Source organism: Arthrobacter sp. NPDC058127 (assembly GCF_042884555.1).
GTDB lineage: Bacteria > Actinomycetota > Actinomycetes > Actinomycetales > Micrococcaceae > Arthrobacter.
Genome location: NZ_JBHVTT010000025.1, coordinates 52,781 through 75,501, shown reverse-complemented (window position 1 = coordinate 75,501; position 22,721 = coordinate 52,781). Strand labels below are relative to the sequence as shown.

Sequence of the window (22,721 nt, the reverse complement as noted above, 5' to 3'; positions counted from 1 at the left end):
GCCCCGCACCAATGGTGCGGGGCCGGAGCCATTTAAGCGCTGCTCAGTCTTCGATCGTCGCGATGACGGCGCCTGCGGAGACGGTTTCGCCTGCCTTGGCCACCAGGCCGTGGATGGTGCCGGCCTTGTGGGCGGTGAGGGGCTGTTCCATCTTCATGGCTTCGAGGACCACGATCAGATCGCCTTCGGCAACCACATCGCCCGCGGCAACTGCCACCTTGACGATGGTGCCCTGCATCGGCGAAGTGAGGGCGTTGCCGCCCGCCACGGCAGCCGTAGCGCCCGCCGAGCGGGAACGCTTCTTGACCTTCGCGCCCTTGGCGCCCGCGCTGGCAACCGAGGAAACCGAGCCAAGAGTCGCGGGAAGGACAACTTCCAGGCGCTTGCCGCCAACCTCGACGACGACGCGCTGCCGCTCACCGGCGTCGGCGGCTTCTGTTCCGGTTCCGGTGGGCGTCCACGCGGGGATGTTGTTGACGAACTCGGTCTCGATCCAGCGCGTGTGCACCTTGAACGGGCCTTCGGCCGGAGCGAACGCCGGATCGGTCACCACTGCGAGGTCGAAAGGAATGACGGTGGGGATGCCTTCAACCACCATTTCCTCAAGGGCGCGGCGGGAACGCTGGAGGGCCTGTTCGCGGCTGGCACCGGTGACGATCAGCTTGGACAGCATGGAATCGAAGTTCCCGCTGATGACGTCGCCCTGCTCGATGCCGGAGTCGATGCGGACGCCCGGACCCGTCGGGTTCTTCAGGGTGCTGACGGTTCCCGGTGCGGGCATGAAGTTGCGGCCCGGGTCTTCGCCGGTGATGCGGAATTCGAAGGAGTGGCCGCGGACCTCGGGATCGCCGTAGCCGAGCTTTTCGCCTCGGGCGATGCGGAACTGCTCGCGGACCAGGTCGAGGCCCGTGACTTCCTCCGAAACGCAGTGCTCCACCTGCAGTCGGGTGTTGACCTCAAGGAAGGAGATGATCCCGTCCTGACCAACCAGGAATTCGCACGTTCCCGCGCCCAGGTAGCCGGCCTCTTTCAGGATGGCCTTGGAGGACTCGTACAGTCGTTCGTTCTGCTCGGGGCTCAGGAACGGTGCCGGGGCTTCTTCCACCAGCTTCTGGTTGCGGCGCTGGAGGGAGCAGTCGCGGGTAGAGACGACAACAACGTTTCCGTAGGCATCGGCGAGGCACTGGGTCTCGACGTGGCGCGGGGAATCCAGGAAGCGCTCGATGAAGCACTCGCCGCGCCCGAAGGCGGCAACAGCCTCGCGCACTGCAGACTCGAAAAGCTCAGGGATTTCCTCGATGGTGCGGGCCACCTTGATGCCGCGGCCGCCGCCACCGTAGGCAGCCTTGATGGCGATCGGGAGACCGAACTCCTTGGCGAAGGCCAGGATCTCGTCAGCGGACTCCACCGGGTCGGCAGTGCCGGGAACCAGGGGAGCGCCGACCTTCTCGGCGATGTGGCGGGCCTGCACTTTGTCACCCAACGCAGAGATGGCGTCCGGGGAGGGGCCGATCCAGGTGATGCCGGCGTCGATGACCTTGGCGGCAAACTCGGCGTTCTCGGCGAGGAAGCCATAACCGGGGTGGATGGCGTCCGCGCCCGACTGCTTGGCGACGTCGATCAACTTGTCCATCACGAGGTACGACTCAGCGGCGGTGTTGCCGCCCAGCGCATAGGCCTCATCTGCCAGCCGGACGTGCAGTGCGTCGCGGTCGGGGTCCGCATAGACGGCCACGGAAGCGATGCCTTCGTCCCGGGCTGCGCGGATGATGCGGACCGCGATTTCGCCTCGGTTGGCGATCAAGACCTTGGTGAGAGGGCTGGAAATGGGCTGCGCCGGATTAGCTGACAAGTTGACTCCTTCTGTCCTTCAGGGAGCCTAGCGTGATTTTGAGGGTTCCGCCCATATTGATGGGGGATTCCGTGTGTGAGACGGCCTGTCTTTGTAGGGTTGCTACAAAGGCCGGAAATTGGCCGCCGCGCTGGCGACCTGGACCGCCGCTATTCGCTGCCGGCTTCGGAGCCGTTTTGGGTCCAGAGTTCGGTGATTCCAACATTCGCCTGGCCGAGTAGATCGCGGAGGGTCGAGATGGAGAGCCCGACGACGGCGTGCGGGTCGCCGTCGACCTTGCGGATGAAGGCCCCGCCCAAGCCGTCGATCGTGAAGGAACCGGCGCAGTGCAGGGGCTCGCCGGTTGCGATGTAGGCGTCGATGTCCTTCTCGCTCATCTCCGCAAAGTGGACCTCCGCGCTGGACACGGCACCGACTGTTGCTCCGGTGCCAAAGGCCGTCTCGCCGTCGTTCACGTCCGCCGCGGTTTCGCGACAGTCCACCAGCCAGTGCCCGGTGTGGAGGACGCCCTTGGAGCCGCTCATGCGCAGCATCCGTTCCTTGGCAATGTCTACTGTGTACGGCTTACCGTGCGATTCGCCGTCGAACTCGAACACGGAATCGCAGCCGATGACCAGGGCCCCCTCGGCGTCGGGCAGGGAAGCGACGGCCTCGGCCTTGGCGCGGGCCAGGAGGAGAGCGGTGTCGTGCGCATCGGTCACACCGTACCGGGCTTGCACAGCGTCCTCGTCCACGTCCGAGACGAGTACCTCGTGGTGGATGCCGGCCTCCCTAAGGAGCTTGGTGCGGGCGGGGGACTGGGAGGCCAGGATCAATCGGGTCACGGCTCAAGCGTAGTACGCGGCGCCGCCCCCCGACGCTCGCTCACTTGTGTGGGGGTTGGGCCGGACGCCCGCTCACTTATGAGGCCAAATCGGGAAACGCTCCTTCAGATATATCCCAAGGTGGACATGTTCCTTGAATTCAGGTGAGCGAGCGTTTGGGGGAAGGGCGTTATAGGTGAGCGGGCGTTTGGGGGAAGGACGTTATAGGTGAGCGGGCGTCGGTTCCGGACACAGAACCGACGCCCGCTGAAAGGCAACCAGACGCTTAGTGGACCAGCTCCTTGGCCCCGTCTGCCGCCGTCGTGCGCTGCAGCTTGGCGCCTTCGACGTCGACGTCGGGTAGGACGCGGGACAGCCACCGCGGTAGCCACCAGGCCTTCTCGCCCAACAGGTACATCGCGGCCGGAACAATGGTCATCCGCACCACGAACGCATCCACGAGCACGCCGAACGCCATCGCGAAACCGAGCGGCCGGACCATGGTCAAGTGGCTGAAGATGAAGCCGGCAAACACGCTGACCATGATGATGGCGGCGGCCGTGACCACAGCTGAGGCATGGCTGAAGCCGCTTCGGACCGCCTGCTTCGCGTTCTCTCCATGCATGAACGATTCACGCATGCCAGAGGTGATGAATACCTGGTAGTCCATGGCCAGGCCGAACAGCACACCAATCAGGATGATCGGCAGGAAGCTCAGCACGGCTCCGGGATTGGCGACGTCGAACACGGATCCGAGCCAGCCCCACTGGTATACGGCCACGACGGCGCCGAAAGCTGCCGCGAGCGAGAGCAGGAAGCCGCCGGTGGCGAGCAGCGGGACCACGATCGAACGGAACACCAGCAGCAGGAGGACCAGCGAGAGCCCGACGACGATCGCCAAGTACGGCGGCAAGGCGGCACCGAGCTTCGCAGAGACGTCGATATTGCCGGCCGTCTGCCCCGTCAATCCGATGGTGGCGCCTGTGGCCTGCTGGATTTCGGAACCCTTGGCCCGCAGTTCCGAGACCACCTGGACGGTGCTGGCGCTCGCGGGCCCGTCCTTGGGGATGACCTGGAAAACGGCCGTGCGGTGATCCGGGCTGAGGGCTACCGGTACGGCTGCCACGACGTTGTCGACGCTGCGCAGCTTGTTCGCGACGTCGAACTGCTTGGTCTTGGCCTGGTCGTCGCTGAGCCCGTCCGGGAAGGTGCCGACAACCACGATGGGGCCGGTCATGCCCTCGCCGAAGCTCGTCCGGGTGAGGTCGTACGCCTTGAACGCTTGCGAATCGACAGGCTCCGAACCGCCGTCGGGCAAAGCGAGGCGCAGCTGGGAGGCCGGGAGGGCCAGCACGCCGAGCAGCACGACGCCGGCAAGCAGCGAGACCACCGGATGCCGGGTCACGAGCCCACCCCAACCACGGCTGCTCCGCCGCTGGTCCGCCGCGCGGTCCGCCGAGGCGTGGTCCGGCTCGGCGTTGTGGCGTTCTGCCTTGGCCCACGCCCGCTTCGAGATCAGTTTGCGGCCCACCAGCGAGAGGACTGCCGGAGTCAGAGTGAGGGAGACGACGACGGCGACTGCCACCGTCGCGGCGGCCGACAGGCCCATGACGGCCAGGAACGGGAGCCCCGGCACGACCAATGCGGCAAGCGCGATGACAACAGTGAGGCCGGCGAAAAGAACGGCGTTACCCGAGGTTCCAGTGGCAAGAGCCACTGATTCCTCCGCGTCCATCCCCGAAAGCAATTGCCCGCGGTGCCGGTTGACGATGAAGAGCGAGTAGTCGATTCCGACGGCGAGGCCCAGCATGAGCGCGAGCATCGGGGAGATGGAACTCATATCAATGACGCCGGTGAGGGCAAACGTTCCGCCGACACCCACGGCCACGCCAATGATCGCCATCAGGAGGGGCAGGCCAGCGGCGACGAGCGTCCCCAGCATCACGATGAGGGCGATCGCCGCCACCGCAATGCCGATAATTTCCGAGACACCGAACAACTGCGAGACGTCCTCGGTGATTTCCTTGCTGGCCAGGGCTGTGACGCCAGCTGACGAGACTCCGTGGACGATGTCCTGAACTTGCTGCCGGACGGCAGGGGTCAGGCCGTTGATGGAGGTCTTGAACTGGACCTGGGCGATTGCCGCCTTACCGTCTTCGGAGACGAAACGCATGCCTTGGGAAGCCGTCAGCTGGCGTTTTGCCAACGCAAGGGCTGCAGCGCCGTCCGTGGCTTGCTTCTGGCCAGCATCGAGCTTTTGGCGCCCGGCCAGGAGTTCGGCCTCCTGCGGGGCAAGTTGCGCTTGGATCTGCGCAGCCGGCATCCCGGCAGCGGCCATTTGCTGTTCCGCAGCCTTGAGCCGGGCATCCCCTGCATCGAGCGTGGCCCGGGCCTTGTCCAACTCAGCCTGCCCGGCAGCTGCTTTCTGTTCCCCGGCAGCAAGGTCGGACGGTGCTTTGTCCAAGGTGGCTTGGGTTGTGAAGGGGTTGACCGTTGACTGCACATCAGGCAGCTTTTCCAGCCGGGCGAGGGCCGACGCAATGGCGTCCTTGCCCGCTTGGTTGAACCCGGCGTCGCCGGCTTCGAAGACGATCCCTGCGGAACCGCCCGAGGAGGCAGGAAGGTCCTTCTTGAGCTTGTCCAGCATCTGCTGGGTCTCAGTGCCGGGGATCTGGAAGTTGTTGGACATGGTGCCATGGAAGGCGGCCGCGGAGCCGCCGACGGCCATGAGCACGGCCAGCCAGAGGGAGATCACCAGCCAGCGGTGACGATAGGAGAACTTGCCAAGACGGTAGAGCAGGAGTGCCATGTCGGAACCGATCTGTCGGTGTGTGGTTATGCCGAGTATTGAGGGTCAGCCGCGGGCTGAGGGCTGTGCGCCGACGGGGTTTGAGGGGCGGGTGCCGTGAAGCCCGAACCGAGCAGGCCAATTGCGTCGATCAAGTGCTGCCGCAAGCTCGCGAGGGATTCTGCGGAAAGATCCGGGCCGTGTTGTTCGAACCAGACGCTCATGGCTGCCTTGCCGCACGAAATGATGGACCCGGCCAAGGCCCGCAGATAGAGCTCGTTGACATCCGGGCCGAGGCGACGACGGGCAGCGTCGATGATCTGCGTGGTGCAGTGGTCCCAGGCTTCGAGTTCGGAACGCACCAGGGCGCGGTTGTCGTGGGTGAGACTGAAGAGCTCGGCCATGGGGGAGACCGTCATCGGGTCAGCCAGCGCCATGAGGGCGGCCCGGGCGGAATCGAGGATGGGTTCGTCCGAGGGGCGCAATCGGAATTGTTCAAGGGCATGGTCCAGGAAGCCTTCGGTCACGGAGGCCAAGGCGGCTTCGAGGCTGGGGAAGTAGTTGAAGAAGGTACGCCGGGATACGCCGGCCTCTTCCGCGATGTCTTCCACAGTGAAATTGCCGACGCCCCTGCTGCGCAGCATGGCGAGGGCTGCGTCCGCGATCGCTTGGCGGGTGGCCAGTTTGTTTTGTTCGCGGCGCGAGGGGAGGGCCGTGGTGTCGGTAGTGCTCACGTATTTACACTAAGTGCAACTTTGCACTCAGGGCAAGTTAAATCTCCAGCTCCCCAGGCCAGCCAAAAGGAACGGCCGGCGACGCTTGTGCGTCGCCGGCCGTCGTCGTCCGCCTTACTGGTGGAAAGGCTCTTGGGGAGACGGGGAAGCGGGGAACTGTCCGGGCGCCGGCGGTGCCGTTTGTCCCTGGGGCGCCGCCGGCGTCGTGGGCTGCGTGGATTGCCGGGCTGCGGCGCTCGTCAGGTAGATCGACTGGCCTGTCGCGCCTGGCTCGCCTTCGGCCAGGGGGATGGCGAACACCGCGGTGCCGTAGGCGCACACTTCGGTCCAGTTCCCGCCCATCTCGGATGTGTCGAAGCGCATGGCGACGATTGCGTTGGCGCCGCGCTGTTGTGCCTCGTTGACCATGCGCGCCATGACTTCCTGGCGGCTTTCATAGAGCGCCTTGGTCATTTCGGGCAGCTCGCCGCCGCCGAGGGAGCGGAAGCCGGCCATCACTTGGGCGCCGATATCCCGCGATCGGACGGTGAGGCCCATGACTTCCCCGAAGACGGCGTCGATCCTGTGGCCCGGAATCTTGTTTGAGGTGACTATCAGCATGGACAGAGCCTATCCAGAATTCACCACTGTTAAAAGGACAAATCCCCAGGGCATTCCCCCGGGGATTTGTCCGCGCGACGCTGGGTGACCGCTAGGCCGTGGCGTCAGCGAGCTCCCGAGTTTCCTCGGATGCCTCCGCAGACGCAGTCTCGGCCGCGAACGCCGTTCCCTTGCGGGGAGCGTTGTAGAGCGATTCGTCCAGGATTCCCTGCCGCTTGGCGACGATGGCCGGAACCAGCGCCTGTCCCGCCACGTTGACGGCGGTGCGGCCCATGTCCAGGACCGGGTCGATCGCCAGGAGGAGCCCGACGCCGGCGAGCGGCAGTCCCAGCGTGGACAGGGTCAGCGTAAGCATGACGACGGCGCCCGTGGTGCCTGCCGTTGCCGCCGAACCAAGGACCGAAACCACCACGATGAGCAGGTACTGGCTGAAGTCCAGGTTGATGCCGAAGAACTGGGCAACGAAGATCGCAGCCACGGCCGGGTAGATGGCGGCGCAACCGTCCATCTTGGTGGTGGCGCCGAGCGGCACGGCGAAGGATGCGTAACCCTGGGGAACCCCGAGGTTGCGCTCGGTGACGCGCTGCGTGAGCGGCAGCGTGCCGATCGAGGAGCGCGAGACGAACGCGAGCTGCACGGCGGGCCACACGCCCGAGAAGTATTGCTTGACGGACAATCCATGGGTCTTGACCAGGATGGGGTACACGACGAACAGCACCAGGGCGAGGCCTGCGTAGATGGCCACCGTGAACTTGCCGAGCGAACCGATGGTGTCCCAACCGTAGACGGCCACTGCATTGCCGATCAGCCCGATGGTGCCGAGCGGGGCGACGCGGATGATCCACCAAAGGACCTTCTGGATGACGGCCAGGGCGGAAGCGTTGAGGTTCAGGAACGGTTCGGCCTGCTTGCCCACCTTGAGGGCTGCGACGCCGACGGCGATGGCGATCACCAGGATCTGCAGCACATTGAAACTGATCGACGTGCTGGCGACTCCGTCCGTGACAGTGGTGCTCGCGCCCAGGCCCAGGAAGTTCTTGGGGAAGAGGCCGGTGAGGAACGCCCACCAGTCGCCGGTCTTTCCGGCGTACTCGGCCTTCTTGGTGATGCCGGTGCCGGAGCCCGGCTGCAAGAGCACTCCAAGTCCGATGCCGATCGTCACGGCGATGAGCGAGGTGATGGCGAACCAGAGCAAGGTGTTCCACGCCAGTTTCGCCGCATTGGACACTTGGCGGAGGTTCGCGATGGAGCTCACCACTGCGGTGAAGATCAAGGGCACGACGGCGGTCTGCAGCAGCGACACGTAGCTCGAGCCGATGGTCTGCAGCGTGGCGCCGAGCCCGTTGGGAGCCTTCGTTGTGCTACCCGTCGCTTTGGCCAGGAGGCCGAGGGCCAGGCCGATCACCAAGGCCGCGATGATCTGGACGCCGAAGGACGTTGCCCACTTGGGAAGCCGGGAAGACGTCTTTCCGGCGGAAGTCAAAGTGTTGGATGAATTGCTCACCGGAACAAACTAAGCCCGGACAAATACCACTGCGACCCGAGGTTGAGAAATGTTACGGCCTCACATTCGACTCACTACAAAAAAGGCCCATGAATTCACCGCCAATCCACCCATTTATGAAGTTATTCCCGGACGGAATGTGGGGAATGTAACAGCGTTTTGGCTAGGTGATGGGCACCTTCCGCACCGTGCCCTTGACGACAGGCATCCGGCAGCGTGCGTCAAAGCGACGAAGTGGGCCCACACCGGCAGGGTTCCCTGGCCGAACTTGTGAGGCTAGGGGGCCGGTGGGGAGCAGCACGCCGAGGATGCGTGTCGCCAAGGGCGACCGACACGCCGGACTAACCCAGCAAAGCGCGTTTGAGCGTATCCAAACCAACCGAACCGATGTTCAGGGCATCCGTGTGGAAGGACTTCAGGTCGAATCCGTCGCGGCGTTCGAGTTCAGCCCGGATTTCTTCCCATAGCCGTTGCCCCACCTTGTACGACGGAGCCTGCCCCGGCCATCCGAGGTACCGGGTGAATTCGAACTGGAGCTGGCCTGCGCTGATGGGAAGGTTGGCCTTGAGGAATTCGAAGCCCTTTTCCGAGGTCCACGTGCCGCTGCCCCAACGTTCAGGCACCTGCAGCTCAAGGTGGACGCCTATATCGAATACGACGCGGGCGGCACGCATGCGCTGCATGTCCAGCATGCCCATGTGGTCGCCCGGGTCCTTGAGGTAGCCGAGCTCCAGCATGAGCTTTTCGGCGTAGAGGGCCCAGCCTTCGCCGTGCCCGGAGACCCAGCAGACGTTCCGTCGCCAGTTGTTGAGGAGCTCGCGGCGGTAGACGGCGGTGGCCACCTGGAGGTGGTGGCCAGGGACGCCCTCGTGGAAGACCGTGGTGGTTTCGGCCCAAGTGGTGAAGGTGTCTTCGCCGGCAGGGACGGACCACCACATGCGGCCGGGCCGGGAGAAGTCGTCCGACGGGCCCGTGTAGTAGATGCCGCCTTCGTCCGTGGGCGCGATACGGCATTCGAGGGTCTTCATGATGTCCGGGATGTCGAAGTGGACGTCGGCCAGTTCGGATACTGCGCGGTCTGAGAGTTCCTGCATCCAGGCCTTGAGGGCATCAGTGCCCTTGATTTGCCGTGCGGGATCGTTGTCGAGGATGGCTTTGGCTTCCTCGATGGACGCGCCGGGCTTGATTTGCTCGGCCACCCGTTCCTGTTCGGCAATGAGCCTGTCGAGTTCCTGCACGCCCCAGGCGTACGTTTCCTCCAGGTCCACGGTTGCTCCGAGGAACAAACGCGAGGCCAGGGCGTAGCGTTCGCGGCCCACGGCGTCCTTTTCCGGCGCAAAGGGCAGAAGCTCCGCATCGAGGAAGGCGGCTAGGCGCAAGTAAGCGGAGCGCGCGACGGCGGCACCGGCGTCGAGCTTTTCCTGCAGTTCCGCCGGCAGCGGCTGGCCGTCGATGGAGGCTTCGGCGGCGAGCTTGGCGAAGAAGCCGTCTTCGGCCGCGTATTTGCTGGTCTGTTCGACGACGATCTTGACTTGGCGGACCGCGGAGACTTTCCCCGCTTCCTTGGCCGAACGAAGGGAAACGATGTACCCGTCGATCGCTTCCGCAACGTTGGCTGCGCGGCCGGCGATGTGCTCCCAGTGTTCGGCCGTGTCGGTAGGCATGAGGTCGAAGATCGCGCGGATGGTTTGGGCCGGAGACTCGATATTGTTCAGGTCCGCGGCGTCCCAGCCGGATTCGTGGATCTCGAGGGCCAGGCCGAGCCGTTCCCGCATCGCGTCGAGGGTGACGACGTCGGAGGCGTCCGTGGGTTCGAGGGCGGCTAGCTCGTCGAGGGTGTGGCGTGCTGCCTTGGCGAATGCCGCCGCGCCCGCAGGCGAGAAATCCTGGTATTCGGTTTCGTGTCCGGGCAGGCCGAGGGTGGTGGCGAGGCTCGGATTGAGGGCAAGGAGGGTGTCCGTGTAGGCGTCGGCGACCGCATCGATGGCAGTCTGGAGGCGTGCCGGAGCTGTATTTGGAGTAGTCACCCCAAGAGCCTAACCGTGCCCGGGCCCCTTATGAAAGGGTTGTTGCAGATGTATCGGATGACAACCCAACTAGCTCGCATTTAATGTCGTTCTGGGCCTTCAAAGCGACATTAAATGCGACTCAGTTGGGTTACCGCGGGACTCAGCCCCGGCTGCGCTTCCAGGCGCCCGGACCCGGCGTGGGTTCCAGGCGCAGCTGCTGGCGTCGCAGCCAGTGCCGCGTGCTCGGTTTTGGAGCTTCGGCTTCCTCGGGCGATCCAAGGGAGGCGACGACGGCGGCAAGCGCCGCGAGTTCTTCCGGCGTCGGGTCTCCCTTGACCACAGAAAGCAACGGCTCGGCCGGTGCCGCGTCCGTGGAATCCGGTCCGGAGTCGGGGAGGTTCTGTTCGGCGCTCACAGGGGGATGTTTCCGTGCTTCTTGGTGGGCAGGCTGGCCCGCTTGTCGCGGAGGGCGCGAAGGCCCTTGATGATCTGGAGGCGGGTCTCCGACGGCGCGATGACGGCGTCGACGTAGCCGAGCTCGGCTGCCTGGTAGGGGTTGAGGAGTTCTTCCTCGTACTGGCGGATGATCTCGGCACGCTTGGCTTCGACGTCGCCACCAGCCTCGGCGACCGCGGCAAGATCGCGGCGGTACAGGATGTTGACGGCACCTTGGGCGCCCATGACGCCGATCTGAGCCGTAGGCCACGCCAGGTTGAGATCGGCTCCAAGCTTCTTGGAACCCATCACGATGTACGCTCCGCCGTAGGCCTTGCGTGTGATCACGGTCAGCTTGGGCACGGTGGCTTCGGCGTAGGCGTAAAGCAGCTTGGCTCCGCGGCGGATGATGCCCTGGAATTCCTGGTCCTTGCCGGGCAGGAAGCCGGGGACGTCCACCAAGGTGATGATTGGAACGTTGAAGGCGTCGCAGTGGCGGACGAAGCGGGCGGCCTTTTCCGAAGCGGAGATGTCAAGCGTGCCCGCGAACTGCATGGGCTGGTTGGCCACGATACCGACAGTGTGGCCTTCAATCCGGCCGTAGCCGATGATCACGTTGGGGGCGTAGAGCGACTGCATTTCGAGGAAATGGGCGTCATCCACGATCTGCTCGATGACCTTGCGCATGTCGTAGGGCTGGTTGGCCGAGTCCGGGATGAGCGTGTCCAAGGCGAGGTCGTCGTCGTCGAGCTCCAGTTCCTGCTCGTGCTCCAGGACGGGTGCCTCGGAAAGGTTGTTGGACGGCAGGAAGTCCAGGAGTTCGCGGACGAACTCGATCGCGTCGGCTTCGTCGCTGGCGAGGTACGTTGCCGTACCGGTGGTGGCGTTGTGCTGGCGAGCGCCGCCGAGGGTTTCCATGTCCACGTCTTCGCCGGTGACGGTCTTGATGACGTCCGGACCGGTGATGAACATGTGGGAGGTCTTGTCCACCATCACGATGTAGTCGGTGAGGGCGGGGGAGTAGGCGGCGCCGCCGGCGCACGGGCCCATGATGAGGGAAATCTGGGGGACGACGCCGGAAGAGTGGACGTTGTTGCGGAAGATGTCAGCGAACATCGCCAGCGAGGCGACGCCTTCCTGGATACGCGCGCCGCCGCCGTCGTTGATGCCCACCATCGGGCAGCCGTTGCGGAGCGCGAATTCCTGGACCTTGACGATCTTCTCGCCGTTGACCTGGCTCAGGGAGCCGCCGTAGACGCTGAATTCCTGGCTGTAGATGGCCACAAGGCGGCCGTCGACGGTGCCGTAGCCCGAGACGACGCCGTCGCCGAGGGGCTTCTTCTTCTCCATGCCGAACGCTGTGGAGCGGTGGACGGCCAAAGCGTCGAACTCGACGAAGGAGTCTTCGTCGAGGAGCATGTCGATGCGTTCGCGGGCGGTGTTCTTGCCGCGTGCATGTTGCTTTTCGATGGCTTCGGGGCCGGAAGGTTGTTCTGCACGGGCCTGGCGGTCGCGGAAGTCGGCAATCTTTCCCGCTGTCGTTGTCAGATCGTGGCTCATCAAATGTCTCCGGCTCTGTAGCTGATTTACGCTGGCACTGCTTCGTTAGGCATGCGCTCTTAAGTAGCATCCGTACAAAGTGCGGGCCCTGTTGGCTAGTCTAATGACGCAAAAGCCACAGACCGCTGTAGAAACCCTACAATTTTCCGACTTCAAGTCGAGCATCGAGCAATGTTACTCGCCAGTAACATAGTTGGGCTACAGTGTCCTCATGACCTCAAGCAACGATGCTTCTGCAAGCCCTGCCCTTCGCTACCAGGCACGTGGATCACTGAAGGGCCGCACCATCCTGATGTCCGGCGGCAGCCGCGGCATCGGCCTGGCAATCGCCACCCGCGCGGCCCGTGACGGCGCCAATATCGTCGTCATGGCCAAGACCGGAGAACCCCACCCCAAGCTGCAAGGAACGGTCTTCACGGCCGCCGAACAATTGGAAGCAGCCGGCGGCCAGGCGCTGCCGCTCGTTGGGGACGTCCGCAGCGACGGCGACGTTGCCGCGGCAGTTGCCGCCGCCGTCGAACGCTTTGGCGGAATCGACGTCGTGGTCAACAACGCCTCGGCGATAGACCTCTCCCGCACTGACGCGATTGACATGAAACGCTATGACCTTATGCAGGACATCAACGTCCGCGGCACCTTCCTGCTGTCCAAGCTCGCGCTGCCTGCCCTACGGAAATCGAGCAACGCCCATATCCTGACTCTCTCGCCGCCGCTGAACCTGGACCCGAAGTGGGCTGGGATGCATCTGGCGTACACAATGGCCAAGTACGGCATGAGCCTCACCACACTGGGCCTGGCCGAAGAACTCAGGAACGATGGCGTGTCGGTCAACTCGCTCTGGCCCTGCACACTGATCGACACCGCCGCCATTCGAAATATGCCCGGCGGGGAACAGATCGTCCAAGCCGCCAGGGGCCCGGAAATCATGGCGGATGCAGCCCACGCTGTGCTGACCGGGGCGCACCTGTCTGCAGACTCAGGCGGTTCAGCAAGCAATACGGGCAATTTCTACACGGACGAACAGGTGCTGAGGGCAGCGGGTGTTTCAGACTTCAGTCCCTACAGTCTGGGAGCACCGGAGGAGAAGCTGGTGCCGGATATCTTCCTCTAAGCGGACAACTTCTTCCGGGACCAGCCAGGCTGGATAGGATTCTGTCTATGGATGTCGAACAGCCTGCCAGCAGCGAACCACGTGCCCCGCGCTTGGGCCTGGACCGTGATGCCCTGCTTCACCCCGACTTCCTCGCGGCTGCCGGTATTTCGCAATTGCAGATCGTGGAGACGACAGGCTCCACGAACGCTGATTTGCTGCGCGCCGTCACCACAGAGCCTAAGGAATGGGCCGACCTCGCCGTCCTCACTGCCGAGCACCAGACGGCGGCGCGGGGACGGCTCGACCGTCACTGGGAATCTCCCGAACGTTCCGCGATTTCCGTTTCGATCGTCCTGCGACCCGTCAATTCCCAAGGGCTGCCGGTACCGACCCAGAGCTACTCCTGGCTGTCCCTTCTGGGCGCGCTGGCCTTGCACGAGACCCTCCTGGAGACCGCCGGCCTGCCTGCCGAGATCAAGTGGCCCAACGATGTCCTAGTCCGGGGCAAGAAGATTGCCGGCATCCTGGCCCAGATGGGGCCGATGGGGGACGGATCCGTTCCGGCCGTGATCCTCGGTACCGGCCTCAACGTGACGCTCAACGAGGATGAATTGCCGGTCCCGACGGCCACGTCCCTCCTCCTTGAGGGTGCCACGACCACGGACCGCACGGTCCTTCTGCAGAACTACCTGTCACGTTTCGCGGCGCTCTACCGCAGCTTCTGCAATGCCGACGGCGACCCCACCGCGGGATTGGCCGGCGGCTCGTCCCTGCACAAGCGGGTTGAAGCTGTCATGGTCACCTTGGGACGAGAAGTGAAGGCGCATTTGCCGGGCGACCACGAATTGGTGGGGCATGCGTCCAGGTTGGATGAGTATGGTTCCCTTTTGGTGGTGGACCATGGCGGCCGCGAGCACGTCGTGACCGCCGGCGACGTCGTCCACCTGAGGGCTACCGAAAGCGGTTATGCGTAAAGAGCTCCTGCGTGGGGAGCAAGTCATCGTGATCACGCGGCAGCAGCCCAGGATGCTCTTTGGTCCCGTCCTGGCATTCATACTGGTCCCCGCTGCGGCGGCCTTCGCCTGTGCATGGATAGTCAAGGGCGGGCCGGGCAAGCTGCTTCCAGTCATCACGAGCGACTGGACCCAATGGTTGGTGACCGCGTGCCTGGCCATCGTAGCGATCGTTCTGCTCGGCTACAGCCTCCCGCGATTCATCCGCTGGCGCGGCATACGGTACATCCTGACAAGCGGTCGGATAGTTGCCCGCTTCGGAATGCTTCGCCGAGGCGACTGGCAGGTGCCGCTGGCCGCGGTGCGCGGCGTGGGGATCAAACAATCGCTGCTCCAACGGATATTGCGCTCCGGGAATATATCCTTGGATACCGGGCACCCCGGCGACGCGGTGCTTGCGGACGTTCCCGAGGTGGGCAAGTTTCGAAGTTTCATCCTGGAAGCCATGGCCGAGCTTCCGACGGGGGTCAGGTTCGGACCCGGCGCTGTGCCGGAGACCGGCGATTTTGACAGTTTTGCTGGACCAGTTGACTACCCGGATGCCGCGTTGCCCTGGGATATGAGAGAAGGTGGAAGAGATGAGCGTTGACGAGCAGGAGCCTGAGTACGTGGACCACGAGCCCGACGCCGTGCCCGAGCCTTCCGTGGACTACGCGCCAACGGGAGTCCTCCCCGTCGTGTCTCCGCCCACCGGCGCCCTGTCAGCAGAACGGCTTGCCATCAAGGCACTCGAAAGCAGGCTCTTGGGCGGGGAACGCAAACTCCGGCGACGTGAAGTGGCGGCCGGCGCAGGCGTCTCGCTCTTGTCAGCCCGCAAACTGTGGCGGGCACTGGGTTTCCCCAATTTCGGTGACCAGGACGTTGCGTTCACTGAGCGCGACCTCGCGGCGCTTTCCACCATCCTTGACCTTGTCCGCGCCGGAAAGCTCACCGAGGAAGCCGCCATCTCCGTGACGCGAGCCATCGGCCAGATGACCGACCGCATGGTGGTGTGGCAAGTCGAGGCCCTGATCGAAGACATGGTGGTGCAGCAGGGCATTCCCGATGCCGTTGCCCGCAAACAGTTGGTCAACGAACTGCCCAACCTCGTGGATGCCATGGAAGAGATCCTGCTGTACTCGTGGCGCCGCCAGATGAATGCCGGTGTGCAGCGCCTGGCCGTCCGTGCCGAAGCCGGTTTGCAGGCCAGCGAGGCCGGCCGCGAAGGGGACGAAGACGATGCCCCCTTGCCCTTGGCGCGCGCCGTGGGCTTTGCCGACCTCGTCTCCTACACGAGCCTGTCTCGCCGCATGAACGAGAAAACCCTGGCCCAGTTGGTCCAGCGCTTCGAGAACAAATGCGCGGAGATCATCTCCATCGGCGGAGGACGCCTGGTCAAGACCGTCGGCGACGAAGTCCTCTACATTGCAGAGACACCGGCCGCGGGTGCCGAGATCTCCTTGGCGCTCGCCCAGGCTTTCACTGAAGACGAAATCCTGCCGGAAGCCCGTGTGGCCATGGTCTGGGGACGCATCCTTTCCCGTCTCGGCGATATCTACGGCCCCACGGTCAACCTGGCGGCCCGCCTTACGGCTTTGGCCGAACCCGGCACGGTCCTGGTGGACGAGATGACGGCAGCAGCGCTGGGCCAGGACGAACGCTTCGTCTTGCTTCCGCAGACTGCCGAGAACGTTCGTGGCTTCGGGGAAATCCTCCCTGTCCGGCTTGCCCGCGGCCTTGGCAAGGGACTGGTTCTCGACTGATGAATTCACAGTCCGCAGCGACCGCCCCTGAGCCGGGATTCACCTTGAGCTATGGCTACGGGACGGACCGTGGACTCAGCCGGGAACTGAACGAAGATTCGCTCATTGCAATGGATCCGGTGTTCGCAGTGGCTGACGGAATGGGTGGGCATGAGGCAGGCGAGATTGCCAGCGCGTTGTGCGTACGTACCCTCGGCAGCATGCCGCAATTGGCGTCGGGAGTCCGTTCGGCGACCGCTGTTGCCATGCAAGAGTGCATCCTTGCCGCCGACTCTCAGATCCGGAATGCCACGGGTGGCCGCGCCGGAACTACGCTCACCGGCGTCGTTGTCGCCGAGCACATGGGTGTCCCGTATTGGCTGGTCATGAACATCGGCGATTCGCGGACGTATCGCTTGAGCGGGGGCGATTTCAGGCAGATCAGCGTGGACCATTCGGAAGTCCAGGAACTCGTGGAGGCGGGTAGCATCACGCGTGAAGAAGCCTCGGTGCATCCGCGCCGCCATGTAGTGACCCGGGCACTCGGCACCGGCGGCGAAACCGAAGCGGACTTCTGGTTGCTGCCCATCCATGATGGGGACCGGGTGCTGATCTGCTCGGACGGACTCACCGGGGAGCTGAGCGACGAGCATATGCTCCGGATCCTGAGCACGGTGGAAAAGCCCCAAAGCGCGGTGGATGCCCTCATCCAGGAGGCGTTGGTGAGTGGCGGACGGGACAATGTCACCGCGATTGTGGTGGATGCCAGGATCGAGTAGAACGACGACGCGGGGACCGGCGCCCGCTCCTGCCGACGGCGATTTTGGGGAACGGGATTTGCGACACGCCCGGACTATGTAGGAAGATTCCGGTCAATACCACCCCAACTCCGGGCGGCCCGTGCCGTCCTGCAGAGGTAAACATGACCCAACGCTCCTCCGCGCGTTCTGGCGGCGCGACCCGTGCCGCTGTGCGACGTCCGTTCTCCGTTGCCCTCGCGGGCATTGCCATGGCTGTGGCGATGTGCGCCTTCCCCTTGCTTTCGGCCCACGCGGAGACCATCGTGGCTCCCGGGCAGGGACAAGTTTCGCCCACCTCGCCCGCCCCGGACCCGGCACCTGTACCACCTGAGCCGACCCAGCCGAAGGTGGTGGATCCCGCGCCGTCCAAGCCACCCGTCGTGCTGCCGGCACCCGCGCCGGTTCAACCAGCCCCGGTGGCGCCCGCCGCGCCCGCACCCGTGACGCAGGTGCCTGTGGAACCGGAACCCAGCATGGCGCCGTCGGAGGCTCCTGCGGTCTCCAGCTCGGCGACCCCGTCGGACAGCCCGACGGCGAGCGCCTCGCCGTCGGCGTCGTCCAATTGGAATACCCCCATCCAGGACGGGCTCAAGGCCACCCAGGCTGCCTCGGTGAGCAATGCCAAAGGGCCGGGTTCGGACATGTTCGCCGTAGTTGCGATCATGGGCGGCGTGCTTTTGGTGGCGGCCGGCGGCATTGCCTTCGCGTTGTGGAGCCGCCACCGCTTCACGCACTGATTCCTGCTTGTGATTCCTGCTTGTCGCCCAGCGGCCCTATTTTGTCGCGCCTTTGCGGCAAGATAGGTACGTGAGCACAGCAGAGAGTGAAACCGCAGTTCCAACGGAAGCCGTACGGGAAGAGTACGAAAACCTCGCAGACCTCGTCCGCAAGTACCGCTACGCGTACTACCAGGAAGATGCGCCGACGGTTTCGGATGCCGAGTTCGACTCCCTGTACCGCCGCCTCGAGGAGCTAGAGGCGCTGCATCCCGAGCTCGTGTCCAACGATTCGCCCACGCAGGAGGTGGGCGGCGAGGTGTCGGCTGCTTTTGCCGCCGTCGAGCACCTTCAGAGGATGTACAGCCTCGAGGATGTCTTCTCGCTGGACGAGTTGGAAGCGTGGGTCCGCAAGGCCGAGGCTTCGGTCGAAAAGCTGGGGACGGCGGCTTCCCGGATTGCATGGCTGACGGAGCTGAAGATCGACGGCCTTGCAGTGAACCTGCTCTACCGCGATGGCAAACTCGTGCGTGCCGCCACGCGCGGAGACGGCACCACGGGCGAGGACATCACCCACAACGTGCTCACCATCAAGGAGATCCCGCGCCAGCTCAGCGGCAGCGGATATCCGTCCGAGGTGGAAATCCGGGGCGAAGTCTTCATTCCGTCCAAGGCATTCGCTGAATTCAACGAAGCGCTGATCGAGGCCGGCAAAGCGCCGTTGGCCAACCCCCGCAACGCCGCCGCAGGCTCCCTGCGCCAGAAGGACCCCGCGGAAACGGCCAAACGTCCGTTGCGGATGTTCGTCCATGGCATCGGAGCCCGCGAAGGCCTTGACTCCACGAGCCAGTCTGAAACGTACAAGCTGCTGGAGGAATGGGGCCTGCCCGTCAGCCCCTATTTGAAGGTGCTGGACTCCTTTGAGGAGGTCCTCGACTTCATCAAGCACTTCGGCGAACACCGGCACGACCTCCTGCACGAGATCGACGGCATCGTGGTCAAAATCGACGACTTCGCCACGCAGCGTGCCCTCGGTTACACCTCGCGGGTGCCTCGCTGGGCCGTTGCCTACAAATACCCGCCGGAGGAAGTCCACACCAAGCTTCTGGACATCCAGGTCAACGTCGGCCGCACCGGCCGCGTCACTCCCTACGGGGTGATGGAACCGGTCAAGGTGGCCGGATCCACCGTGGAGATGGCCACCCTGCACAACCAGGACGTGGTCAAGGCCAAGGGCGTCATGATCGGCGACATCGTGATTCTCCGGAAGGCCGGCGATGTCATTCCTGAGATCGTCGGGCCGGTATTGGCGCTCCGCGATCAGCAGGATCCCCCCGTGCGTGAGTTCGTGATGCCCACGGAATGCCCGTCCTGCCACACGCCCCTGGCTCCTGCGAAGGAAGGCGACGTCGATATCCGCTGCCCCAACGCGAAGTCGTGCCCGTCCCAGCTGCGCGAGCGTGTCTTCCACGTGGCGAGCAGGGGCGCTTTCGACATTGAGGCACTGGGGTGGGAAGCAGCCATCGCGCTCACCCAGCCGGCGGAACCGGAAACTCCGCCCCTGCGCAGTGAGGCGGCCCTGTTCAACCTCGCTCCGGAGGATCTCGCCGAGGTCCGCATCCGCCGTGAGAAGCGCTCCAAAGGCGTGGGCACGGGAACGTACGAACTGGTGCCGTATTTCTATTCCAAGGCCACTGCCAAGACCCCTTCGAAACCTACAGCCACCACGGACAAACTCTTCAAGGAACTGGAGAAAGCCAAGACCCAACCCCTCTGGCGCGTCCTGGTTGCCCTGTCCATCCGGCACGTCGGCCCCACAGCGTCCCGGGCCCTGGCCACGGCACTGGGGAGCATGGAAGCCATCCGGGCTGCCTCCGAGGAGGAGCTGGCCAACGTCGACGGGGTAGGGCCGACCATTGCAGCAGCACTCAAGGAATGGTTTGCCGTTGACTGGCACCAGGAAATCGTGGACAGCTGGGCCGCGGCCGGGGTGCGCATGGTTGACGATCGCGACGCCGGCATCCAGCGGAACCTGGAAGGACTCACCATCGTGGTGACGGGCTCCCTGCCCACGCTGAGCCGGGACGAAGCCAAGGAAGCCATCATCATCAGGGGCGGCAAGGCAGCCGGCTCGGTTTCCAAGAACACCAGTTACGTCGTGGCCGGGGAGAACGCAGGCTCCAAGCTGGACAAGGCCGAGCAGCTTGGTATCCGGGTGTTGGACGAGGACGGCTTCAAAGCATTGCTCGACGGCGTTCTGGAACCCGCCGGCGGCACGGCTCCGGATGACGAGGACGCAGCCGTTGCTCTGGCCGGCGCTGCCGCGGCCGAAACGGAAGCCTCCGAATGACGGCCGAGCTTTTGGAGCTTCTCGCTGTCGCCCACGCGGCGGCCGCGGCAGGAGCGGAGGTACTCGCCGCCCGGCCTGCCGGCCCCAACTCGGCGGGGAACCTCGGCGTCGTGAACAAAGGCGACGCCGGTGACTGGGTGACGGCCTTCGACGTCGCGGCGGAGAACGCTGTGCGGGACGCAATTACGGCAACCCGCCCGCATGACACCATCACGGGCGAAGAGCATGGCACCACCCGGCCCGAGCAGCCCAGTGGCTACCGATGGTCCATCGACCCGCTGGACGGTACTACCAACTTCATCCGGAATATCGTCTACTACGCCACGTCCGTGGCCGTTGCGGATGCCGACGGGGTCTGGCTGGCCGGCGTCGTCAACGCCCCCGCGCTGGGACGGATCTACTCTGCGGCACGCGGCCACGGAGCATGGCTTGAAGAAAACGGGCAACGCACCCAACTGAGTGGACCGCTCATGGGCCGGACGGGACTGATTGTGGCCTCCGGGTTCAGCTACGATCCCGCCACGAGGGCAGAGCAGTTCGCCGGGCTTCGGAACCTCATGGAAGGCTTTGCCGATCTCCGCAGGCTTGGCTCCGCCGCGTTGGATCTCTGCCTCGTGGCTGATGGAACCCACGACGCCTTCGGAGAACGCGGGCTCAACGAACATGACTACGCTGCGGGTGCCTTGATCGCCGAGGAAGCCGGCTGCTGGGTCCGCCGTCCACGGTTGACCAGCCCGCTGGACGGCGGCCCCACGGATGCGGACCGCTTGGAAGCTTGGACCTGCGCGGGAACCCTCGAGCTCTCGGGCAAGTTCCCGCTCTAAGGTGGCGTCAGGGGCCCCGACGACGGCGGGATGGCCGCCGTCGTCGGGGAGTTGTGGCTGCCTGCGCCGCTGGACTTTTCGTTGTTAAGCCCCGGCTGCGGCGAGCGACCCGATCTCCGAGAAGCGGTTGGCCGGGCGTTCCAAGCCGTAGTGGTCCCGCAGCGTGCTGCCCGTGTATTCGGTGCGGAACAGCCCCCGTTGGCGCAGCACCGGCACCACGTGGTCAACAAAGGTTTCGAGACCCGACGGTAGAACGGCCGGCATGATGTTGAAGCCGTCGGCCGCGCCGTTTTCGAACCACAGCTGGATCGCGTTGGCCACTTGTTCCGGCGTTCCCGCGAAGGTCAGATGGCCGCGGCCGCCGCCCAGCCTGCCGATCAGCTGGCGTACCGTAAGCTTTTCGCGGCGGGCAAGCTCCACAATGAGGGTATAGCGGCTCTTCGCTCCTTCGATCGAGTCCTCGTTGGGAAGATCGGCGGGAAGTTGGCGGTCGAGGGGCAAGTCCTCGGGCTTCACGCGGAGCGTCTTGGCCAGCTCGGCCCTCGCGTATTCGGGGCGGATCAGCTCATCCAGTTCACGTTCCAGGCGCAGCGCTTCGGCATGGGTGGCGGCGATCACCGGGACAATTCCCGGCAGGATCTTGATGCTCTCAGCCGTCCGGCCGAGTGCGACTGTCCGTGCCTTCAGGTCTCCGTAGAACGCCTGGGCATCTTCAAGAGTTTGCTGGGCCGTGAACACGGCCTCGGCGTACCTGGCGGCCAGGCCCTTGCCATTTTCGGAGGAGCCCGCCTGGACGATCAGGGGATGGCCTTGGGGAGAGCGCGGCACATTGAGCGGCCCGCGGACCCGGAAGTGCTTGCCCACGTGGTTGATGGGCCGGACCTTGGCTGAGTCTGCCCAGACGCCGGCTTCCTTGTCAGCGATGACGGCGTCGTCCCCCCAGCTGTCCCAGAGCTTGGCGGCCACTTCCAGGAACTCGGCGGCCCGTTCATAGCGGGCGGCATGGGCGGGCTGGTCGTCGATGCCGAAGTTCCGCGCGGCCTCCGGCCCGGCTGTGGTCACCACGTTCCATCCGGCCCTCCCGCCGCTGACGAAGTCCACCGAAGCGAAGCGCCTGGCCAGGTTGAAGGGATCGTTGTACGTGGTGGACGCCGTGGCGATGAGGCCGATCTTTTCGGTGGCAGCCGCGATCGCGGTGAGCAACACCGTCGGTTCCAGCTTGCCCGCGGGACGGCGTCCGACGTCGCCGAAGATCACGGGGGAGTCGGCGAAGAAGATGGAGTCGAACGTGCCACGCTCGGCAATCCGTGCGAGGTTTTGGTAGTGCCGGATGTCGGTGCTCGCGCGCGGGTTGCTTTCAGGCAGCCGCCACGAAGCCTCGTGGTGTCCGGTGCTCATGAGGAATGCGTTGAGGTGGAGTGTGCGTTGCTGGGGACTCATGTGGGGTTCCTTTCGTTGTGTCCTGGCCGCCAATCAACCACGCGAACCCCGCCCCGCGCCAGCATCGCGAAACCTTCCCGCAACAGCAGGAAACCGGGCTTCACAGCCGGAAACCGGACTCAATCTGGCGCCACGCGAAGCAATGTTTGAGCGGCCCCAACGCTCGCTCACCTGTGTGGGGTTTCTCCTCCACGCTCGCTCACCTATATGGGGGTGTTCCGCCGACGCTCGCTCACCTATATCTGAGCGGGCGTTGGGCGGAACGGCCTTGTATCTGAGCGGGCGTTGGGGGATCAGGGTGGATATCTGAGCGGGCGTCCGAGGCGGGACGACGCAAAGTCGCCCGCCGCCGTCGTACTTTAAGACGCTCGCTCACCTATGTGGGGTATTCTGCCGACGCTCGCTCACTCATATCTGAGCGAGCGTCGAGGGATTGGGGCATGTATCTGAGCGAGCGTCGGGTCCGGGGTGATAGTTCG

18 protein-coding genes are annotated in these 22,721 nt (G+C 64.6%); 8 read left to right on the top strand and 10 right to left on the bottom strand.

Features of this window, described 5'->3' with window-relative positions:
* Positions 1-43 precede the first annotated feature (43 nt).
* The 9 genes from ACFVTG_RS22730 to ACFVTG_RS22690 all read right to left on the bottom strand — a co-directional run bounded on the left by ACFVTG_RS22730 (position 44) and on the right by ACFVTG_RS22690 (position 12,285).
* On the bottom strand, positions 44-1,852 hold the full coding sequence (locus ACFVTG_RS22730) for an acetyl/propionyl/methylcrotonyl-CoA carboxylase subunit alpha (protein ID WP_390283002.1): 1,809 nt from the start codon (positions 1,850-1,852) through the stop codon (positions 44-46).
* A 149-nt stretch (positions 1,853-2,001) separates the two neighbouring features.
* Positions 2,002-2,676, bottom strand: a complete 675-nt coding sequence (locus tag ACFVTG_RS22725) for a nucleoside triphosphate pyrophosphatase (protein WP_284751391.1) — start codon at positions 2,674-2,676, stop codon at positions 2,002-2,004.
* 265 nt (positions 2,677-2,941) lie between these two features.
* A complete protein-coding gene (locus ACFVTG_RS22720) occupies positions 2,942-5,464 on the bottom strand; it encodes an MMPL family transporter (RefSeq protein WP_390283001.1) in 2,523 nt (840 codons plus the stop codon).
* 26 nt (positions 5,465-5,490) lie between these two features.
* Entirely contained in the window at positions 5,491-6,177 is a 687-nt protein-coding gene (locus tag ACFVTG_RS22715) for a TetR/AcrR family transcriptional regulator (RefSeq protein ID WP_284751389.1), read from the bottom strand.
* Between the two features lie 114 nt (positions 6,178-6,291).
* Positions 6,292-6,777: a YbjQ family protein gene (locus tag ACFVTG_RS22710; RefSeq protein WP_284751388.1), complete on the bottom strand. Its 486-nt coding sequence runs from the start codon at positions 6,775-6,777 to the stop codon at positions 6,292-6,294.
* Positions 6,778-6,868: 91 nt separating this feature from the next.
* On the bottom strand, positions 6,869-8,281 hold the full coding sequence (locus ACFVTG_RS22705) for a dicarboxylate/amino acid:cation symporter (RefSeq protein ID WP_390283000.1): 1,413 nt from the start codon (positions 8,279-8,281) through the stop codon (positions 6,869-6,871).
* Positions 8,282-8,622: 341 nt separating this feature from the next.
* Positions 8,623-10,308: a DUF885 domain-containing protein gene (locus ACFVTG_RS22700; protein WP_390282999.1), complete on the bottom strand. Its 1,686-nt coding sequence runs from the start codon at positions 10,306-10,308 to the stop codon at positions 8,623-8,625.
* 142 nt (positions 10,309-10,450) lie between these two features.
* Positions 10,451-10,705, bottom strand: a complete 255-nt coding sequence (locus ACFVTG_RS22695) for an acyl-CoA carboxylase epsilon subunit (protein ID WP_284751385.1) — start codon at positions 10,703-10,705, stop codon at positions 10,451-10,453.
* The gene (locus ACFVTG_RS22690; RefSeq protein ID WP_390282998.1) at positions 10,702-12,285 is read right to left on the bottom strand and encodes an acyl-CoA carboxylase subunit beta; all 1,584 of its coding nucleotides are present in this window, start codon (positions 12,283-12,285) and stop codon (positions 10,702-10,704) included. The genes ACFVTG_RS22695 and ACFVTG_RS22690 overlap by 4 nt, the downstream gene beginning before the upstream one ends.
* Positions 12,286-12,496: 211 nt before the next feature.
* On the opposite strand from ACFVTG_RS22690, the gene ACFVTG_RS22685 reads away from it, so the two are divergent.
* The 8 genes from ACFVTG_RS22685 (at position 12,497) to ACFVTG_RS22650 (ending at position 20,802) form a co-directional block, all read left to right on the top strand.
* Positions 12,497-13,396: an SDR family oxidoreductase gene (locus ACFVTG_RS22685; protein WP_390282997.1), complete on the top strand. Its 900-nt coding sequence runs from the start codon at positions 12,497-12,499 to the stop codon at positions 13,394-13,396.
* A 47-nt stretch (positions 13,397-13,443) separates the two neighbouring features.
* Positions 13,444-14,352 (top strand): biotin--[acetyl-CoA-carboxylase] ligase, encoded by a 909-nt coding sequence (locus ACFVTG_RS22680; protein WP_390282996.1) that lies wholly within the window; start codon positions 13,444-13,446, stop codon positions 14,350-14,352.
* Positions 14,345-14,980, top strand: coding sequence for a PH domain-containing protein (locus ACFVTG_RS22675; RefSeq protein ID WP_390282995.1), 636 nt, complete (start codon positions 14,345-14,347; stop codon positions 14,978-14,980). The genes ACFVTG_RS22680 and ACFVTG_RS22675 overlap by 8 nt, the downstream gene beginning before the upstream one ends.
* Positions 14,970-16,133, top strand: coding sequence for an adenylate/guanylate cyclase domain-containing protein (locus ACFVTG_RS22670; protein ID WP_284751380.1), 1,164 nt, complete (start codon positions 14,970-14,972; stop codon positions 16,131-16,133). Before ACFVTG_RS22675 ends, ACFVTG_RS22670 begins: the two co-directional genes overlap by 11 nt.
* Positions 16,133-16,891 carry a PP2C family protein-serine/threonine phosphatase gene (locus tag ACFVTG_RS22665; protein WP_390282994.1) on the top strand — a complete coding sequence of 253 codons (759 nt, stop codon included), beginning with the start codon at positions 16,133-16,135 and terminating at the stop codon, positions 16,889-16,891. The genes ACFVTG_RS22670 and ACFVTG_RS22665 overlap by 1 nt, the downstream gene beginning before the upstream one ends.
* A 143-nt stretch (positions 16,892-17,034) precedes the next feature.
* Complete coding sequence (locus ACFVTG_RS22660) at positions 17,035-17,649, top strand: hypothetical protein (protein WP_390282993.1); 615 nt, start codon at positions 17,035-17,037, stop codon at positions 17,647-17,649.
* A 70-nt stretch (positions 17,650-17,719) separates the two neighbouring features.
* Positions 17,720-19,978 carry an NAD-dependent DNA ligase LigA gene (gene ligA, locus ACFVTG_RS22655; RefSeq protein ID WP_390282992.1) on the top strand — a complete coding sequence of 753 codons (2,259 nt, stop codon included), beginning with the start codon at positions 17,720-17,722 and terminating at the stop codon, positions 19,976-19,978.
* Positions 19,975-20,802, top strand: coding sequence for an inositol monophosphatase family protein (locus ACFVTG_RS22650; RefSeq protein ID WP_390282991.1), 828 nt, complete (start codon positions 19,975-19,977; stop codon positions 20,800-20,802). The genes ligA and ACFVTG_RS22650 overlap by 4 nt, the downstream gene beginning before the upstream one ends.
* 84 nt (positions 20,803-20,886) lie before the next feature.
* On the opposite strand, the gene ACFVTG_RS22645 is transcribed toward ACFVTG_RS22650, so the two are convergent.
* Entirely contained in the window at positions 20,887-22,242 is a 1,356-nt protein-coding gene (locus tag ACFVTG_RS22645; protein ID WP_390282990.1) for an LLM class flavin-dependent oxidoreductase, read from the bottom strand.
* Positions 22,243-22,721 lie beyond the last annotated feature (479 nt).

Excerpts from the sequence above, each read along its gene's own strand:
- ACFVTG_RS22645 (WP_390282990.1), bottom strand. The coding sequence starts at position 22,242 with ATGAGTCCCCAGCAACGCACACTCCACCTCAACGCATTCCTCATGAGC.
- ACFVTG_RS22660 (WP_390282993.1), top strand. The coding sequence starts at position 17,035 with ATGACCCAACGCTCCTCCGCGCGTTCTGGCGGCGCGACCCGTGCCGCT.
- ACFVTG_RS22650 (WP_390282991.1), top strand. The coding sequence starts at position 19,975 with ATGACGGCCGAGCTTTTGGAGCTTCTCGCTGTCGCCCACGCGGCGGCC.
- ACFVTG_RS22690 (WP_390282998.1), bottom strand. The coding sequence starts at position 12,285 with ATGAGCCACGATCTGACAACGACAGCGGGAAAGATTGCCGACTTCCGC.
- ACFVTG_RS22670 (WP_284751380.1), top strand. The coding sequence starts at position 14,970 with ATGAGCGTTGACGAGCAGGAGCCTGAGTACGTGGACCACGAGCCCGAC.
- ACFVTG_RS22680 (WP_390282996.1), top strand. The coding sequence starts at position 13,444 with ATGGATGTCGAACAGCCTGCCAGCAGCGAACCACGTGCCCCGCGCTTG.
- ACFVTG_RS22665 (WP_390282994.1), top strand. The coding sequence starts at position 16,133 with ATGAATTCACAGTCCGCAGCGACCGCCCCTGAGCCGGGATTCACCTTG.
- ACFVTG_RS22710 (WP_284751388.1), bottom strand. The coding sequence starts at position 6,777 with ATGCTGATAGTCACCTCAAACAAGATTCCGGGCCACAGGATCGACGCC.
- ACFVTG_RS22720 (WP_390283001.1), bottom strand. The coding sequence starts at position 5,464 with ATGGCACTCCTGCTCTACCGTCTTGGCAAGTTCTCCTATCGTCACCGC.
- ACFVTG_RS22675 (WP_390282995.1), top strand. The coding sequence starts at position 14,345 with ATGCGTAAAGAGCTCCTGCGTGGGGAGCAAGTCATCGTGATCACGCGG.
- ACFVTG_RS22685 (WP_390282997.1), top strand. The coding sequence starts at position 12,497 with ATGACCTCAAGCAACGATGCTTCTGCAAGCCCTGCCCTTCGCTACCAG.